This is a genomic window from Streptomyces sp. PsTaAH-137 (genome assembly GCF_003259365.1).
Classification (GTDB): domain Bacteria; phylum Actinomycetota; class Actinomycetes; order Streptomycetales; family Streptomycetaceae; genus Streptomyces.
This window is the reverse complement of record NZ_QLLY01000004.1, coordinates 223613-239834: the sequence shown is the minus strand read 5'-3', so window position 1 is coordinate 239834 and position 16222 is coordinate 223613. Positions and strand designations below refer to the sequence as shown.

The 16222-nt window shown below is 69.9% G+C and carries 17 protein-coding genes and 1 pseudogene; 11 read left to right on the top strand and 7 right to left on the bottom strand.

Features of this window, described 5'->3' with window-relative positions; genetic code table 11:
- The first annotated feature begins 69 nt into the window (after positions 1-69).
- Both K377_RS10145 and K377_RS10140 read left to right on the top strand, forming a co-directional pair.
- Positions 70-588, top strand: a complete 519-nt coding sequence (locus K377_RS10145; RefSeq protein WP_111662893.1) for a GNAT family N-acetyltransferase — start codon at positions 70-72, stop codon at positions 586-588.
- Positions 589-1041: 453 nt separating this feature from the next.
- Positions 1042-1317, top strand: coding sequence for a hypothetical protein (locus K377_RS10140; protein ID WP_146614710.1), 276 nt, complete (start codon positions 1042-1044; stop codon positions 1315-1317).
- Between the two features lie 77 nt (positions 1318-1394).
- Here the strand turns inward: K377_RS10140 and K377_RS10135 are convergent, their stop codons facing one another.
- Positions 1395-1583 (bottom strand): DUF397 domain-containing protein, encoded by a 189-nt coding sequence (locus tag K377_RS10135; RefSeq protein ID WP_111662891.1) that lies wholly within the window; start codon positions 1581-1583, stop codon positions 1395-1397.
- A complete protein-coding gene (locus K377_RS10130) occupies positions 1580-2419 on the bottom strand; it encodes a helix-turn-helix transcriptional regulator (RefSeq protein WP_111662890.1) in 840 nt (279 codons plus the stop codon). Before K377_RS10130 ends, K377_RS10135 begins: the two co-directional genes overlap by 4 nt.
- Positions 2420-2577: 158 nt before the next feature.
- Between K377_RS10130 and K377_RS10125 the strand changes: the two genes are divergently transcribed.
- The 5 genes from K377_RS10125 (at position 2578) to K377_RS10105 (ending at position 6642) form a co-directional block, all read left to right on the top strand.
- Complete coding sequence (locus tag K377_RS10125; RefSeq protein ID WP_111662889.1) at positions 2578-3087, top strand: ATP-binding protein; 510 nt, start codon at positions 2578-2580, stop codon at positions 3085-3087.
- 149 nt (positions 3088-3236) lie between these two features.
- Positions 3237-4061, top strand: a complete 825-nt coding sequence (locus K377_RS10120) for a helix-turn-helix domain-containing protein (protein WP_111662888.1) — start codon at positions 3237-3239, stop codon at positions 4059-4061.
- Between the two features lie 59 nt (positions 4062-4120).
- Complete coding sequence (locus tag K377_RS10115; protein ID WP_111662887.1) at positions 4121-4780, top strand: Uma2 family endonuclease; 660 nt, start codon at positions 4121-4123, stop codon at positions 4778-4780.
- A 145-nt stretch (positions 4781-4925) separates the two neighbouring features.
- A complete protein-coding gene (locus K377_RS10110; RefSeq protein ID WP_111662886.1) occupies positions 4926-5303 on the top strand; it encodes a nuclear transport factor 2 family protein in 378 nt (125 codons plus the stop codon).
- Positions 5304-5520: 217 nt separating this feature from the next.
- The gene (locus K377_RS10105; RefSeq protein ID WP_161195024.1) at positions 5521-6642 is read left to right on the top strand and encodes a sugar ABC transporter substrate-binding protein; all 1122 of its coding nucleotides are present in this window, start codon (positions 5521-5523) and stop codon (positions 6640-6642) included.
- Positions 6643-6673: 31 nt separating this feature from the next.
- Here the strand turns inward: K377_RS10105 and K377_RS10100 are convergent, their stop codons facing one another.
- Both K377_RS10100 and K377_RS10095 read right to left on the bottom strand, forming a co-directional pair.
- On the bottom strand, positions 6674-7651 hold the full coding sequence (locus tag K377_RS10100; protein WP_111662884.1) for a LuxR C-terminal-related transcriptional regulator: 978 nt from the start codon (positions 7649-7651) through the stop codon (positions 6674-6676).
- The gene (locus K377_RS10095) at positions 7648-8658 is read right to left on the bottom strand and encodes a helix-turn-helix transcriptional regulator (protein WP_181512528.1); all 1011 of its coding nucleotides are present in this window, start codon (positions 8656-8658) and stop codon (positions 7648-7650) included. Before K377_RS10095 ends, K377_RS10100 begins: the two co-directional genes overlap by 4 nt.
- 143 nt (positions 8659-8801) lie before the next feature.
- Between K377_RS10095 and K377_RS10090 the strand changes: the two genes are divergently transcribed.
- Both K377_RS10090 and K377_RS42210 read left to right on the top strand, forming a co-directional pair.
- Positions 8802-9239 carry a hypothetical protein gene (locus K377_RS10090; RefSeq protein ID WP_146614709.1) on the top strand — a complete coding sequence of 146 codons (438 nt, stop codon included), beginning with the start codon at positions 8802-8804 and terminating at the stop codon, positions 9237-9239.
- A pseudogene (locus K377_RS42210) lies at positions 9236-9559 on the top strand (hypothetical protein); the annotation flags it as partial. The gene K377_RS10090 and the pseudogene K377_RS42210, both read left to right, overlap by 4 nt.
- A 155-nt stretch (positions 9560-9714) precedes the next feature.
- Here K377_RS42210 and K377_RS10080 read toward each other — a convergent pair.
- A complete protein-coding gene (locus tag K377_RS10080; protein WP_111662882.1) occupies positions 9715-10140 on the bottom strand; it encodes a pyridoxamine 5'-phosphate oxidase family protein in 426 nt (141 codons plus the stop codon).
- A 140-nt stretch (positions 10141-10280) separates the two neighbouring features.
- On the opposite strand from K377_RS10080, the gene clpB reads away from it, so the two are divergent.
- Positions 10281-12884, top strand: coding sequence for an ATP-dependent chaperone ClpB (gene clpB, locus K377_RS10075; protein WP_111662881.1), 2604 nt, complete (start codon positions 10281-10283; stop codon positions 12882-12884).
- Between the two features lie 179 nt (positions 12885-13063).
- Positions 13064-13603 carry a YbjN domain-containing protein gene (locus K377_RS10070; RefSeq protein WP_111662880.1) on the top strand — a complete coding sequence of 180 codons (540 nt, stop codon included), beginning with the start codon at positions 13064-13066 and terminating at the stop codon, positions 13601-13603.
- Between the two features lie 12 nt (positions 13604-13615).
- On the opposite strand, the gene K377_RS10065 is transcribed toward K377_RS10070, so the two are convergent.
- Both K377_RS10065 and K377_RS10060 read right to left on the bottom strand, forming a co-directional pair.
- Complete coding sequence (locus K377_RS10065) at positions 13616-14788, bottom strand: hypothetical protein (RefSeq protein WP_375605916.1); 1173 nt, start codon at positions 14786-14788, stop codon at positions 13616-13618.
- A 120-nt stretch (positions 14789-14908) separates the two neighbouring features.
- The gene (locus K377_RS10060) at positions 14909-16093 is read right to left on the bottom strand and encodes a pyridoxal phosphate-dependent aminotransferase (RefSeq protein WP_111662879.1); all 1185 of its coding nucleotides are present in this window, start codon (positions 16091-16093) and stop codon (positions 14909-14911) included.
- Positions 16094-16222 lie beyond the last annotated feature (129 nt).

Genomic DNA, 16222 nt, shown 5'->3' with positions numbered 1-16222 from the left:
TTGATCTAGGAGTTACCTGTGGGGAGCCTGTGACGGTCCGCACCCGTCGCGATGCCGCAGGATGGACCCATGACCGAGATCCGCACCCCCCGCCTCCTCCTGCGCCGCTGGCTCCCCGACGACGACCTGGTCCCGCTCTCCGAGATCCAGGCCGACCCGGCCGTGATGCAGCGCATCGGCGACGGCACCCCGCGCTCCCTCGACGAGACGGCCGAGGACATCGAGCGCTGGGAGGAGGAGTGGGACGACGAGGGCTTCGGCATCTTCGCCGTCGAACTCCTCGGCTCGGGCGAGCTGGCCGGCGCGGTGGGCCTGTACGTTCCCGAGGCGCCGCCGAAGATCGCGGACCACATCGGCATCCAGTGGCGGCTGGCCCGCCAGTTCTGGGGCCAGGGCTACGCGTCGGAGGCGGCCCAGGCGTCCCTGGAATACGCCCTCCAGGACCGTGGCATCGACCGCGTCGTGGCGGCCGCCGCCCCGGACGACGCCTCCTCGATGAAGCTCCTCCACAAGCTGGGGATGACGGCTACGGGGGAGGACGAGGGGTTGCGGCTGTACGCGATCGATCTGAGCGAGTACGAGGGGTAGGACGGCTGCTGACGCCTGTGGATCGAATATCCGCGACGGCCCGCGCTGCCGTGTGCGACAACGCGGCCCGTCTCTCTGCTACTTGCGGCGCTTCCAGAAGTTGTCCCACCACTTCACGCGGTCCGCGGAGCTGCTGGGCATGACAGCGCGGGCAAGTAGGACGAGCAGCGCGAGAGCCAGCAGAGCGCACACCGCCCACCACGGTGTTTCGGGTGGGAGGAGGCCGACCATGGACATGAATAATCTCCGGCTATCCCCATGCCTGACGCCCGTTCGCACTGCTCACAGCCTCTCCCTGGAGGCGTGCGGTACGAACGTTCAGGCAGCTTTTGGGTGGAGGGAGATCAAGTATTGGGGTGCCCGAGGGACGCACGTGCCGCGAAGCCGGGCTACGGCGCAGGGAGCCGTGGGTGTGGGAGCGGGGGGTGGCCGGGGCAGTTGCAGCCGCAGGGCGTGGAGCAGTTGTTGAAGCAGCCGCGCCAGAGCCTCGAAGAAGAGACAGAGAGGACGTTTTCCTCCGCCTCTGCGTGCGCGTCGGTTCCGGCGGAGCAGGTGCTTCAGGAGAGCTTGGACGACCTCTTCTGCTGTCCGCCTCAGTTTCGAACCGATGTCCTGCATCTGACGAAAGAGCTGCTGAATCCCCAGGAACACCTCTTCCATCGCGGCCCAGTCGACGGTGAGGTGCTCAACGAACGCGTCGGGGTCACCTTCGTGGGGCGATGGCGATGAGGACACGGGTGCAGCCTACGGTCTGGATCCTTGCTTCGTGACCGAATGCCGAAGGGACGGGCCGAGCGGGCAAGCCCTCAGCTCCTGATGGCATACGCGACGAACCCGGCCCAGGCCGCGGGGGGCACCGTGAGGTGCGGGCCGGTGGGGTTCTTGGAGTCGCGGATGTGGGTGGTGCCGGGGGTGTGGGCGATCTCTACGCAATCCGGGTTGCTGCTGTCGCTGCTGTAGCTGCTCTTGAACCAGGCCAGTTCGGACGCGTTCATGTTTCTCCCAGCACTTGCTCGATGAAGGCCAGAGACTCCTCTGGGGAGAGGGCCTGGGCCCGGATGATGCCACACCGTAGTTCGATGACGCGGACCTGCTTCGGGTCGGATACGGGGCGGCTGGCGAAGTCGTCCTCGCAGCGTCCGATGGCTGTCCCGTCCTTGAACTTCAGCACCTCCATCTTGCCGAGCATTCCGGCGTGGCCTTCGCGTGCCGTCGGCATCACCTGGATGTCCACGTGGGGCAACGTGCCCAGTTCCAGTAGACGTTCGAGCTGGCGCCGCAACACCATCTTCCCTCCGACAGGCCGCTGGAGCGTTACCTCTTCCTGAACGAAACTGAGGGTTGGTGCGGGGGCACGATCAAAGATCGACTGCCTGGCCGTGCGCCCGGCCACCGCTCGCTCGATTCGCTCCGCAGGAAGGGCGGGGCGCCAGGTCGAGAAGAGCGCTTGAGCGTACTCGCCGGTCTGCAGCAGCCCGTGCAGGTTGTGGTTCCCGTACGCCGTAAGCTCCACGGCCCTCGACTCCGCTTCGGCGATGTCGCGCACCTTCTTCGGATACCGGAGCTTGGCGGCATCCTCCTTCAGCTCCTTGATGCGCCCGCCCGCGTTCAGGGCCTCGTCGGCCCTGTCGAGGTACTCGGGGCGCGGGATCCGGGTCCCGCTCTCGACCTTGTAGACGGTCCCCTCGCCGTACCCGAGGGCGGTACCGAGTTCTGAGGCCCGGAGCCCGACCGACTCCCGCCACCCCTTCAACTGGCGCCCGATCAGAGCCAGTACAGCCGCCCCCTCCTCATCCCCGGGTTCCAGCTCCCAGCCGTCACCATCAGCCATCCCGCACACCTCCAGACCACCGAACTCCCCGACGTCAACGGCCGTACCCCACGCCAGTGTTGGACAGCCTGTACAGCCCTGGACAAAAGCTGGACAGTCACCGTACGTAGCGGCCATGTCGCGGGTCAGAGTAGGCAGCCGCGGCCACGCTGAGTGACATGAACGAGAAATTCACGGTGCTGCTGTCACCCACGCCCCGCGCGGCCCGCCTCGCGCGCCTGCTGACCGCCGAACACCTGCGCATCTGGGGACACCCGTGCCTACTGGACCCGGCGGAGCACATCGTGGCGGAGTTGGCCGCGAACGCCGTCACGCACGCCCGCGTCCCCGGCAGGGACTTCCGCCTCGGGCTCTACGTCACTGAGGGCGCCGTCAGGATCGAGGTGACCGACACGCGAGGCGACCGCATGCCTCAAGTCTGTTGCGGTGAGGGCGAATCGGGGCGCGGGCTGATCCTCGTAGAAGCACTCGCCGACCGCTGGGGCGTCGACGAGGGACCGGCCCCGCGCAAGACGGTCCGGGCCGAGCTGGACCTCGTACGACCGGCGCCCGGAAACCCGAACTCCGGTGCCCCCGACGCCAACCCCAAAGACACATCACTCAGGGGAAAGGAACCGGACCAAGCCCACCCCGCCCTCCGCGCCGGAGGCGTTCACTCTCACCGGTGAACATCGCCAACTCGGCTGGCAATTGCCCCGGTTGCCTGGCTTACGCTCAGCGCCACACAGCAGAACAACCGCAGACATACGTCGGCCCCCGGCCGGGACTAGCGATCCCGATCGAGGGCCTGACCATCAAGGAAGAAAGCACCTTCCCAATGGATACCCAGAACCCTAGCGCGCCCTCGCGCGCCCCGGGCCGGATCCCGGCGGATGTCCCCCGTGCGGGGATCGTCCACGAACATGTGCGACACGAATCGCACTTCACGGTCGTCGGCAACCACCTCGCCCAGCACCGCGAGCTGTCCGGCCTCGCCATCGGTCTCGGCGTCCACATCCAGTCACTCCCGGCGGGAGCGCGGGTCGACGTCAGGACGCTCGCCGCCCGCTTCCCGGAGGGCACCACCCGGATCGCCGCCGCCCTGCGCGAACTGGAAGCCCACGGTTACCTGCGCCGGGAACGGCACCGCACTCCCGACGGCCGGGTCCGTACGCGGACGGTGTCCTGCAACCGGCCGGGCGCCACCCCGCACCCGGAGCCGACTCGGCCCCGGCGGAAACCCAGAACGGCCAAGCCGCTCACCGTCCCCCACCCCGAACACCGGCCGAGCCCCACCACCCTCCAGGCCGCGACGGACCTCCTCGCCGGCCTGCACCGCGCCGACGCCCGCCTGACCCTGTCGCGGCGCGACACCGAACGCCTCGCCCCCGGCGTCGTCGCCTGGCTCGAACGGGACCTCACGCCCGCCGCCGTCCGCCACGCCCTGACCCGCGACCTCCCCGAGGGCAGGCCGATCCGCAGCCCGGCAGCCCTCCTCGCCCACCGCCTGACGGCGAACCTCCCGCCGAGGCCACCCGCGTTCAGAACCCCAGCGCCCCCGGCCCCCGTACGCCACCCCCTCCACAACTGCGATACCTGCGACCGCGCCTACCGGGGGCCGGAGGCGGGGCACTGCCCGGGGTGCCGAACCGCGCCGCGCTGATCGCGTCGTGCTTGTGCCGTCTGTACACCGAGCCCACACTGGAAAGGAGGTGCGCCACGATGACCGCTCTTGCACATGAGAGGCCCGAGACCATGCCGGACACCGGGATCGAGCACGCGGTGAACGACGCCGACGCGTCGGAGCTCGACAAGACCTTGTGGCAGGCATGGAAGGCCATGGAACTCCCCGAGGGCTATCACGCCGAGATCATCGAGGGAGCCATCGACGTGTCGCCCACCGGACGCGTGACCCACGCCCAGGCCGCCAACCGTGTGCGACGGGCCTTGGACAGGTATCTGGCGGGCGGCGACCACGCCGCGCATCAGGACACGAACGTGATCCACCGGCTCAAGTCCTGGATTCCCGATGCCTTCGTGGGGCCGGAGGACCTGGAGCTGTACGCGGACGAGGACGGTCTCGGGGTGAAGGCCGAGGCCGTGTCGCTGGTCGTGGAGGTCGTGTCTCCGGGCAAGCACAACCAGGACCGGGACCGGACACGCAAGCGCCGTGAGTACGCCCGCGCGGGGATCGCCGTGTACGTGCTCATCGACGATTACGACGACGGAGGAACGGTCACCGTTCTGTCGGATCCCCGCAGGGATCGGGCCGACTGGGCGGTGGTGCACCGCGCCCCCTACGGCAGCGAGGTCACCGTCCCCGAGGGCCCGGCCAAGGGCTTCGTCATCGACCGGGCGATCACCGGGCCGCGCCGCACCTGACCGCCCGCGTCCGCCCTTACCTGTCACGTAATCGACCGCCCCCGCCCCACCCGGCACCCTGAAGTCACCGGAACCCGGGCGGCGCACTCCGTCCGGGCTCCGGGGCCACGAGTTCAGACGTACGTGACTTCAGGAGGCACCCGCGATGACTGCCGACACGATCAGCTACGACACCGCCGTCGCCCGCTACTTCGACGCCTGGAACGCCCGTACCCCCGAAGACCGCGCCAAGGCCGTCGCCGTCGCCTGGGCCGAGGACGGTACTTATACCGACCCGCTCGCCGACGTCACCGGGCACGACGGGATCGGTGCCGTCATCGGGGCCGCGCACGAGCAGTTCCCCGGGTTCTTCTTCCGGGCGCTCGGGGGTGTCGACGGGCACCACCGGCTGGTGCGGTTCGGGTGGGAGCTGGTGTCGGAGGAGGACGGCAGCGCGCCCGTCGCCGGGTTCGATGTCGTCGAGCTGGACGAGGACGGACGGATCCGCGCCGTTCATGGATTCCTGGACCGGGTGCCTGCCTGAGAGACGCCCGAGGACGTGGCGGAAAAGTGAGCATCCTGTGAACACGGAACGGATGTCCAGTATTCGCCCCTTGGGGGGACTTCCGACTTCATGTGGGGAAGTAACGGACGCGGTTTCGTTGCGGTATTGGTTCACCTCTTGACGCTGAATGTGCCGCCGAGTTGGCTTCGAGCCACCTCGGCCGCACCGTCGCGGCCACGTCAGGGAGGTATCCGTAATGAACACGCGAATGCGATGTGCCACGACAGCGGGCGCCGCATCCGTCCTGCTGGTCTCGCTCACGGCCTGCGGTGGTGTGCTGCCCGGGGGGAGCAGCGACAGCAGCGCTCCCGTGCGCAAGGGCAACGATGTCAAGATAGGTCTGCTCCTTCCGGAGAAGGAGGCCGCTCGCTACGAGAAGTTCGACCGGCCGATCATCGAGAAGCAGATATCCGAACTCACGGACGGCAAGGGCAAGTTCGTATACGCCAACGCCGACCAGGACGCCGATCTTCAGAACCAGCAGCTTCAGAAGATGATCGACGAGAAGGTCGACACGGTGATCGTCGACTCCGTGGACGCGCACACGATCCGCGCTTCGGTGCAGAAGGCGAAGGACGCGGGCATCCACGTCATCGCCTACGACCGCCTCGCCGAGGGCCCGGTCGACGCGTACGTCGGCTTCGACAACGAGCTGGTCGGCCAGACCCAGGGCAAGGAACTCGTCGCCGCCGTCGGCACGGACGGGGACAAGAAGGCCAACGTTGTCATGATCAACGGCTCGCCGACCGACCCGAACGCCGCGGACTTCAAGAAGGCCGCGCGCGAGGAGCTGGGGAACTCGGTGACGGTCGCGAAGTCGTACGACACCGTGGCCTGGAAGCCGCAGAACGCCAAGGCCAACATGGAGCAGGCCATCGCCGCGCTCGGCGCCTCGAACATCGCGGGCGTCTACTCGGCGAACGACGGCATGGCGGCCGGTGTGATCGCGGCACTGAAGGGTGCCGGTGTCACCAAGATGCCGCCCATCACGGGCCAGGACGCCGAACTCGCCGCCGTCCGCCGCATCCTCACCGGCGACCAGTACATGAGCGTCTACAAGCCCTACCCGGACGAGGCCGCGACCGCCGCCGAGATGGCGGTCCGCATCGCCCAGGGCCGCGACATCGAGTTCGAGGCCCTGGCCACCAGCCGCACCGACAGCCCGACCGACAAGCAGATCCACACGGCGAGCATCAGCGTCGTGGCGCTGAAGCGGTCCAACATCGAGCAGACGGTGGTCAAGGACAAGATCTACACGGTCAAGCAGATCTGTTCGGGCGGGTACGCGACCGCCTGCGCCGAGGCCGGCCTGAAGTGACCGGTGCGACGGGGCGGACGGGCGGGGTGCCTCACGTCTCCTGGTCCAGGATGCCCGACCGGCCGATGAGATAGCCCAGTTGGGCCCTGCTGTCACTGCCGAGGGTCGCGGCGAGCTTGGCGATGTGGACCCGCACGGTGCGGATGTTCACGCCGAGGCGCTCGGCGATGACCGCGTCCGTGTGGCCCTCGGTGAGCAGGGTCGCGATGGTGCGCTGCCGGGTGGTGACACCGCCCGGCGACGGCTCCTCGCCCAGATCGAGCGGGAACATGGGGGTGGCGAGCCGCCACAACCGCTCGAAGGTGGTGGCGAGATAGCTGATCAGGGCCGGGTGCCGGATCTCCAGCGCGACCGTGCGGTCCGGGTTCGCCGGGATGAAGGCCACGGTCCGGTCGAGCATGACGAGCCGCTCGGTCACCTCGTCGAGGGTGCGCACCTGGACGTCCCCGGTCAGTCCCTCGTAATGGGCGAGGACGGCCGGGGAGTGGCGCGAGGCGTGCTGGTACAGCGTGCGCATACGGCCGCCGCGGCTGAGCAGTTCCTGCTCGCGCGGCAGGCTCGTCGCGAGGACGGACGCGGGACGGGCCGGTCCGGGCTGGATGGTCAGCAGCTCGCTCGACGACTCGTCGGTGGCCTCCGCGATCGCGTCGTTGATGCGCCGCAGGCCGAGCAGCACGCCGATCAGCGGGGCGTTGGGCACCGCGGCCCGCTCCGCGTCGAGCGCCATCAGCGACGCGAACGTCTCGGCGAGCTTCGCCTCCTGGCTGCGCCGCTGCACGATGTCCTGCTCGATCGCCTTCAGCAGCCCCGGCAGCGCGATCGCCGGCGGGACGGGCCGCAGCCACTGCGGGTCCTCGGCGTCCGTGTGGAGCAGCCCGTACGCCTCCAGACAGGGGGTCGGGGAGGTCTCCTGGCGCAGCACGCGGCCTTCGCGCAGGGTGCGGGTGTACAGACTCATCCCGGCTTCGCACAGTTCGCCGACGCCGTGGGGGTGGCCCTGCGCGGTCACGAATGACTCTCTCTGTTCGGGTCGGGCGTATCTGTCTCCAGAAGTCCCGAGCGGGCGATGAGGTAGCCGAGCTGGGCCCGGCTGCCGCTGCCCAGGGCCGCCGCCAGCTTGGCTATGTGCGCACGGCACGTACGGACGTTCATCCCCAGGCGGCGGGCGATCGCCTCGTCGACATGGCCGTCGACGAGGAGCTTGGCGATCGAGCGCTGCACTCCGGTGATGCCGTCGGTGGGCGGCGCGTAGGGCGCTTCCTCCAGGAGGGGCACGGCACGCCCCCACAACTGCTCGAAGACCGTGGTCAGATACTCGACCAGGCCGGGATGGCGCAGTTCCAGGGCGACTTCGGTGTCTCCCCGGGTGGGGATGAAGGCCACCGTACGGTCGAAGATCATGAGTCGCTCGATGAGTTCCTCAAGAGTCCTGATCTCGACGTTTCCGCGCGCCATGTGCTCGGCATAGACCAGCGTGCCCTGGCTGTGGCGGGCGGTGTGCTGGTAAAGGGTGCGCATCGTGATGCCGCGCTCTATGACGTCCTGGCCGCGCTCCAGGGCCTCGGTCAGCGAGTGTTCGCTGCGGCCGCCGCCCGGCTGGACGGTGAGGATCTCGGAGGTGCACTCCGCTATGGCCAGCTCGATCGCCGAGTTGATCCGGTTGATGCCTTCGAGCACGGTGATCGCGTGGGTTGTCGCCGGATCCTGTGCGCTGATCGCCATGAAAGGTTCGAAATAGTTGGCGAGGTCGACGGCGAGGCTCCGGCGCTCCTGTATCTCGCGCTCGATGGGGTGCAGCCGCTGGGCCAGCGCCGCCGCGGGAGGCACCGGCCGCAGCCAGTTGGCGTCGTCCGGGTCCGGGTGGAGCAGGGCGAAGTCCAGCAGACATGGCGCGGGCACCACTTCGGTGCGCGCGATACGCCCGGAGTGCAGGGCATGGGCGTACAACCGCCTGCCCTCGTCACACAATTCGGCCGCAGCATGGGGATGTGTCCCATGTGGCTGTTTTGCTATCACTTGCTCACCCCCCAGGGTCCTGAACGTGCAGGAACATGATGCATCGATCCTGTGGTGTTTGCGTGGCCGAATGAGCCATCGTCTTGGGGAGCCGGGGGAGAGTAGCCATGGAAGTGAGGACGAAGCCCACTATGCGCAAGGAAATGCTTCGCTCGATACTGGTGGGTGCCTTCTCCGCCGGGCTGGCCTTCGGCGCTGCCGGCGCCCTGGATCTGTCGTGGAGTTCGGCGCCTGCCGGTTCGGGCACCTCGGTGTCGCAGGCCGTGGCGCCGCCGGACCTGTCGTGGAGCAAGGCGCCCGCCGGCGCGACGACGGTGCGGCCCGCGGATCTGTCGTGGAGCACGGCACCCGCCGATTCGGTCGTGCGGCTCGTGGACCTGTCGTGGAGCTCGGCCCCGGCCGGCGCGACGCAGGCCCGGCCCGCGGACCTGTCGTGGAGCAGGGCAACCGCCGGTACGGCGGCGGTTCGGCCCGCCGACCTGTCGTGGAGCACGGCGCCCGCCGGCTCGGCGACGGTGACGCAGGCCGTGGCACCCCCCGACCTGTCCTGGAGCACCGCCCCCGTGGACGGTGCTGCATGATCACCCCACCGGACGACAGAACCCTGCGCCGCGAGATGGCGATCGCCTACCGCTCCGGTTGGCACACCATCGACCTCGTGACGGCTATCCCGAACGCCGGTGACTCCCTCATGGTCACCCTGTTCGGAGAGCCGATCGTCGTGGTGCGGGAGGATGACGACGACATCCGGGCCTTCCGGTGTCTGCGTCGGCCGCGCGGCGCCCCACAGCCGGTGCGGTCGGTCGTCCGGTACGGGATGATCTTCGTGAATCTGGACCAGCGTGACCATCAGCTGGTCGGCGAGGCAGGACCCGAGGCCTCGCAGGCGCCCCGAGAGGCGTCCCCTCGCACCACAGCCACCCCCCCGCAGTGCCTGACGCGATGCCCCCGTCGTTGTAGATCGCGCAGGTGCTTCCCCCCGCAGCGGCGTCACCGTGGACCTGAAACACGGTGGCGCCGCTGCAGTTTTGCGTGCGGCCGCAGTCGCCGGTGCCGCTACCCGGCGTCCGGCTCCGGGTCGAAGACGGCGTTCCCCATCGCGCGGGTCACCGCGATCTCGATGACCACCCGCTCCGGATTGGGCCGGGGCGCCTTGTAGCGCTCCGTGTAGCGGCGCTCGGCGTCGGCCACGCTCTCCGGATCCGTGCGCACGGTGGCCCGCCCCTCCAGCGTGGCCCAGCGCCGCCCGTCGACCTGGCAGACCGCGACCGGCCCCGGCCCGTCGAGCAGGTGCGCGGCCTTGCGGGTCCCCTTCCCGGTGATCACCCGGGCCACCCGCGCCTCGGCGTCGTAGGTCACGCCGACCGGGACGACGTGCGGTGTGCCGTCGCCGCGCAGGGTCGTCAGGGTGCACAGATGCCGTTCTCGCCAGAAGCTGAGAAAGGCGTCGGGAGGGTTGTCGAGGTCGATCCGCTTGGCCATGCCCCGGAACCTACCGTGAACCCGCCGGGCGGCCTTCCGGCTCCGAGGTTGAGTGGAATAGACTCAACTTTGTCTACGTTGGTGGAGTCAGAGCTAGTACCCGTATCCGCAGTACCAAGGACGTGGAGGAGAACAGGCACGTGGACGCCGAGCTGACGAACCGGAGCCGCGACGCGATCAACGCGGCGAGCAGCCGGGCCGTGTCCGGGGGGCACCCGGATCTGACCCCGGCCCATCTGCTGCTTTCGTTGCTGGAGGGGCAGGACAACGAGAACATCGTCGACTTGCTGGCCGCCGTCGAGGCGGACCAGGCGCAGGTCAGGGCGGGCGCGGAGCGCGTACTGGCGTCGCTGCCCAGCGTGACCGGGTCGACGGTCCCGCCGCCGCAGCCCAGCCGCGACCTGCTCGCGGTGATCGCCGACGCCGACGAGCGGGCCAAGGAGCTGGGCGACGAGTTCCTCTCCACCGAGCACCTGCTGATCGCCCTCGCCGCCAAGGGCGGCGCCGCAGGTCAGGTGCTGACCGAGAATGGGGCCAGTGCGAAGAAGCTGGCCGAGGCCTTCGCGAAGAGCAGGGGAGGGCGCCGGGTGACGACACCCGACCCCGAGGGGTCCTACAAGGCGCTGGAGAAGTTCGGTACGGACTTCACCGAGGCCGCCCGCGAGGGCAAGCTGGACCCCGTCATCGGGCGTGACCAGGAGATTCGCCGGGTGGTCCAGGTACTGTCCCGCCGCACCAAGAACAACCCCGTGCTCATCGGCGAGCCCGGCGTCGGCAAGACCGCCGTCGTCGAGGGCCTCGCCCAGCGCATCGTGAAGGGCGACGTCCCGGAGTCCCTGAAGGACAAGCGGCTCGTCTCGCTCGACCTCGGTGCAATGGTTGCGGGTGCGAAGTACCGGGGTGAATTCGAGGAGCGTCTGAAGACCGTTCTCTCCGAGATCAAGGAGAGCGACGGTCAGGTCATCACGTTCATCGACGAGCTGCACACCGTCGTGGGCGCGGGCGCCGGCGGCGACTCCGCGATGGACGCGGGGAACATGCTGAAGCCGATGCTCGCCCGCGGTGAGCTGCGCATGGTCGGCGCCACGACGCTCGACGAGTACCGCGAGCGCATCGAGAAGGACCCGGCGCTGGAGCGCCGCTTCCAGCAGGTGCTGGTCGCCGAGCCGTCCGTCGAGGACTCCATCGCGATCCTGCGCGGGCTCAAGGGCCGCTACGAGGCCCACCACAAGGTCCAGATCGCGGACAGCGCCCTCGTGGCCGCCGCCACCCTCTCCGACCGCTACATCACCTCCCGCTTCCTGCCGGACAAGGCCATCGACCTCGTCGACGAGGCGGCCTCCCGGCTCCGCATGGAGATCGACTCGTCCCCGGTCGAGATCGACGAGCTCCAGCGCTCCGTCGACCGGCTGAAGATGGAGGAGATGGCGATCGGCAAGGAGACCGATCCGGCCAGCAGGCAGCGCCTCGAGAAGCTGCGCCGCGACCTCGCCGACAAGGAGGAGGAGCTGCGCGGACTCACCGCCCGCTGGGAGAAGGAGAAGCAGTCCCTCAACCGCGTCGGTGAGCTGAAGGAGAAGCTCGACGAACTGCGCGGACAGGCCGAGCGGGCCCAGCGCGACGGCGACTTCGACACCGCGTCCAAGCTGCTGTACGGCGAGATCCCCACCCTGGAGAGGGACTTGGAGGAAGCCTCCGAGGCCGAGGAGGAGGTCGCCCGGGACACCATGGTGAAGGAGGAGGTCGGCTCCGACGACATCGCGGACGTCGTCGCCTCCTGGACGGGCATCCCGGCCGGACGCCTGCTGGAGGGCGAGACGCAGAAGCTGCTGCGCATGGAGGACGAGCTCGGCAAGCGCCTCATCGGCCAGTCCGAGGCCGTCCGCGCCGTGTCCGACGCCGTCCGCCGCACCCGCGCGGGCATCGCCGACCCCGACCGCCCCACCGGCTCCTTCCTGTTCCTCGGCCCGACGGGCGTGGGCAAGACGGAACTGGCCAAGGCGCTCGCCGACTTCCTCTTCGACGACGAGCGGGCCATGATCCGCATCGACATGAGCGAGTACAGCGAGAAGCACTCGGTGGCCCGGCTCGTCGGGGCGCCCCCCGGCTACGTCGGCTACGAGGAAGGCGGCCAGCTCACCGAGTCGGTGCGCCGGCGCCCGTACTCGGTCGTGCTCCTCGACGAGGTCGAGAAGGCGCACCCGGAGGTCTTCGACATCCTGCTCCAGGTGCTCGACGACGGCCGGCTCACCGACGGCCAGGGCCGCACGGTCGACTTCCGGAACACGATCCTGATCCTCACGTCGAACCTGGGCAGCCAGTTCCTGATCGACCCGATGACCTCGGCCGACGAGAAGAAGCAGCAGGTCCTGGATGTCGTCAGGGCCTCTTTCAAGCCGGAGTTCCTGAACCGGCTCGACGACCTCGTCGTCTTCTCCGCCCTGGACAAGGACGAGCTGCGCCGCATCGCCGGCCTCCAGCTGGACCGCCTCGCCAAGCGCCTGGCGGACCGCCGCCTGACGCTCGACGTCACGGACGCCGCCCTGACCTGGCTCGCGGACGAGGGCAACGACCCGGCCTACGGCGCCCGCCCACTGCGCCGCCTGGTCCAGACGGCCATCGGCGACCGCCTGGCCAAGGAGATCCTGTCCGGCGAGATCACGGACGGGGACACGGTCCGGGTGGACGTGTTCGGGGACGGGCTGATCGTGGGGGCGGAGGCGGCTTCGGGGAAGACGCTGTAGCGGAGAGCGGCCCCGCGCCCCCAGGGGCGCGGGGCCGTGCCGATCGGCGGCTGCGCCGCGGGCGGCCCCACCGGCTCGCAGCCGGGAGCGAACAGAACCGGGCACACGGGGTCCCGGGCTTGCCCCCGAGGGCCCCTCCTGGGAGAGGATGGCCGCATCCGTACGAAGGGAACAAGCGCGTGAGCATCGACCCGTCCTCGATTCCGAATTTCGGGGGACAGCCTCAGCAGCAGGGGGCGGGACCGGCGGGCCCCGTCATTCCTGACCAGGACCTGGTCAAGCAGCTGCTCGACCAGATGGAGCTCAAGCACGTCGTCGACGACGAGGGTGACCTCGCGGCGCCGTGGGAGGAGTTCCGCACGTACTTCATGTTCCGCGGCGAGGGCGACCAGCAGGTCTTCTCGGTGCGGACGTTCTACGACCGGCCGCACGCCATCGAGGTGAAGCCGCGGCTCCTGGAGTCGATCGACGACTGGAACCGCCGGACCCTGTGGCCCAAGGTCTACAGCCACACCCACGACGACGGCACGGTCCGCCTCATCGGTGAGGCCCAGATGCTGATCGGCACCGGTGTCTCCCTGGAGCACTTCGTGTCGTCGACCGTCAGCTGGGTGCGCGCCGCGATCGAGTTCGACCGCTGGCTGGTGGAGGAGCTCGGCCTGGAGGCGGACGTCGACTCGGCCGTGGACGACGAGAAGCCCGGCGACGACGCCGAATAGAGCACCGCCCGGCTACAGCGGTCTGTGGGCGTAGACCAGCAGATACGTTCCGTACGCCACCGAGAGCCCGGCCAGCGCACCCACCACCAGGAGGGCCTGCGCGGGCCGGGTTCTCGCCGTCCTGGCCAGGGCGCACGCCAGCGGCAGCAGCAGCGGGAACGCGGGCAGCAGGAAGCGCGGCTTGGACTCGAAGAAACCGGAGCCGCAGACCGCGATCGACAGCAGGACGCCGCTGTAGACGAGCAGCGGCAGCGGCGCCCGGTCCAGGAGCAGCAGCGCGAACAGCAGCACGCCCGCCGCCACGATCACCAGCGCCATGGGGAAGACGAAGTGATCCCCGCGCAGCAGCATCCGCCGGGCGAACCGCGCCGACCCGATCCCCAGGTCGAACGTCGACCCCCACGCTCGCTGCACCGCGAAGTACCCGCCGAGCAGATCGCCCTCCCGCCGTCCCACCCACAGGACGTACGCGGCCCAGCCGGCCGGGGCGAGCAGCGCGCCCGTCCACAGCCTGTGGGGAACGCGGCCGCGGCGCCGGACCAGTTCCCAGGCGGCGGTGGCGAGGACGGCGGCGGCCACCGCGAAACCGTTCGGCCGGGCCAGGCCCGCGAGCGCGGCCAGGGCGCCCGCCCAGATCCAGCGGCCGGTCAGCACCGCGTACAGCGACCAGGCGGCCAGCGCCGTGAGCACCGGTTCCGTGTAGCCCATGGACAGCACCACCGAGTGCGGCAGCACGCCCCACAGCACGACGAGCAGCGTCGCCGCGGTCGGGCCGTGCAGCCGCAGCCCGATGCGGTGGATGCCGAGCGCGGCGGTGGCCGTCGCGGCCCAGGCGATCAGCAGGCCGCAGGCGCCGGCGTCGAGCATCGGCAGCAGGGTGTGCGCGGCGCGGATCAGGGCCGGGTACAGCGGGAAGAAGGCGAGGTCCTGGTAGAGGAGGCCGGGGCCGGGGTGGAGGGTGCGGGCGCCGTAGCCGTTCGCGGCGATGCCGAGGTACCAGATCGAGTCCCAGGAGCGGCCGAGCAGCGCCCAGGATTTCTCGCCGGTGAACGCGAGGGCGGCCATGCCGGTCAGGCGGACGGCGGCGAACAGGGCCAGGGCCCGCAGCGCCGTGTCCGTCGTGCGGGGCCGGGCGATGGTGGCTGAGGGGGCGTCAAGTAGGGCGGTGGTGCTCGGCTCGGTCACATCCGAACCCTGCGATGCGGGTGGCGCCGGCGCGAGTCGGGGTGCGCCGACCGGGTTCGTCTTTCTGGCGCGCCACCGTCGTGGCCGGTCGCGCAGTTCCCCGCGCCCCTGGGACGAGCTTCAGAGTGCCTTGAGGCGGCCCACGGCGTCCGTCAGGACGGATTCCCGCTTGCAGAAGGCGAAACGGACGAAGGGGGCCCCGGCCTCCCGGTCGTCGTAGAACACGGCGTTCGGAATGGCGACGACCCCGCAGCGCTCGGGCAGCGCCCGGCAGAACGCGAAACCGTCGTCGAACCCGAGCGGCCGGATGTCGGTCGTCACGAAGTACGTGCCCTGCGGCCGGAACACCCCGAACCCCGCGTCGGCGAGCCCCGCCGTCAGCAGATCCCGCTTGGCGGTCATCTCGGCGCGGAAGTCCGAGAAGTAGGAGTCGGGCAGGGCGAGGGCCTCGGCGACCGCGTACTGGAACGGTCCGGCCGAGACGTAGGTGAGGAACTGCTTGGCGGAGCGCACGGCCGTGACCAGCTCCGGCGACGAGGTCACCCAGCCGACCTTCCACCCGGTGAAGGAGAACGTCTTGCCCGCCGACCCGATCGTCACGGTCCGCTCCCGCATCCCGGGCAGCGTGGCGAGCGGCACGTGTTCGGCGTCGTCGTAGGTCAGGTGCTCGTAGACCTCGTCGGTGACGACGAGCAGGTCCCGCTCGACGGCCAGTTCGGCGATGGCGGTCAGTTCGGCGCGGGTGAGGACGGTGCCGGTGGGGTTGTGCGGGGTGTTGACGAGGAGCAGCCGGGTGCGCGGGGTGACGGCGGCCCGCAGCTCGTCGAGGTCGAGGCGGAACGCCCCGGAGTCCGGGCGCAGGGTGACCGGCACGCGCGTACCGCCCGCGAGCGCGATGCTCGCCGCGTACGAGTCGTAGTACGGCTCGAAGGCGATCACCTCGTCACCGGGCTCGACCAGGGCGAGCAGCGAGGCGGCGATGGCCTCGGTCGCGCCCGCGGTGACCAGCACCTCGCGGTCGGCGTCCAGCTCGATGCCGTACCGGCGCTTCTGGTGATCCACGATGGCGCCACGCAGCTCGGGGACGCCCGGCCCCGGCGGGTACTGGTTCCCGCGCCCGTCCCGCAGCGCCCGCACCGCGGCCTCCCGCACCTGCTCGGGCCCGTCGGTGTCGGGGAACCCCTGCCCGAGATTGACGGCACCGGTGGAGACGGCCAGCGCGGACATCTCCGCGAAGATCGTGGTCCCGAACTCGGCGAGACGGCGGTTGAGGAGGGGGCGGGTGCGGGAGGTCATGGGCGTCATCCTGCGCCGGGGGGCGGACGTTCATCAACTCGCGCTCTCCGGCGGGCGGCCTCGAGATGCGCGGCGCCCGCTCGATGTGCCGGCGCCTAGTATCCGCCGGGACCGGGGACCACCGCAGCGACGAGGGGT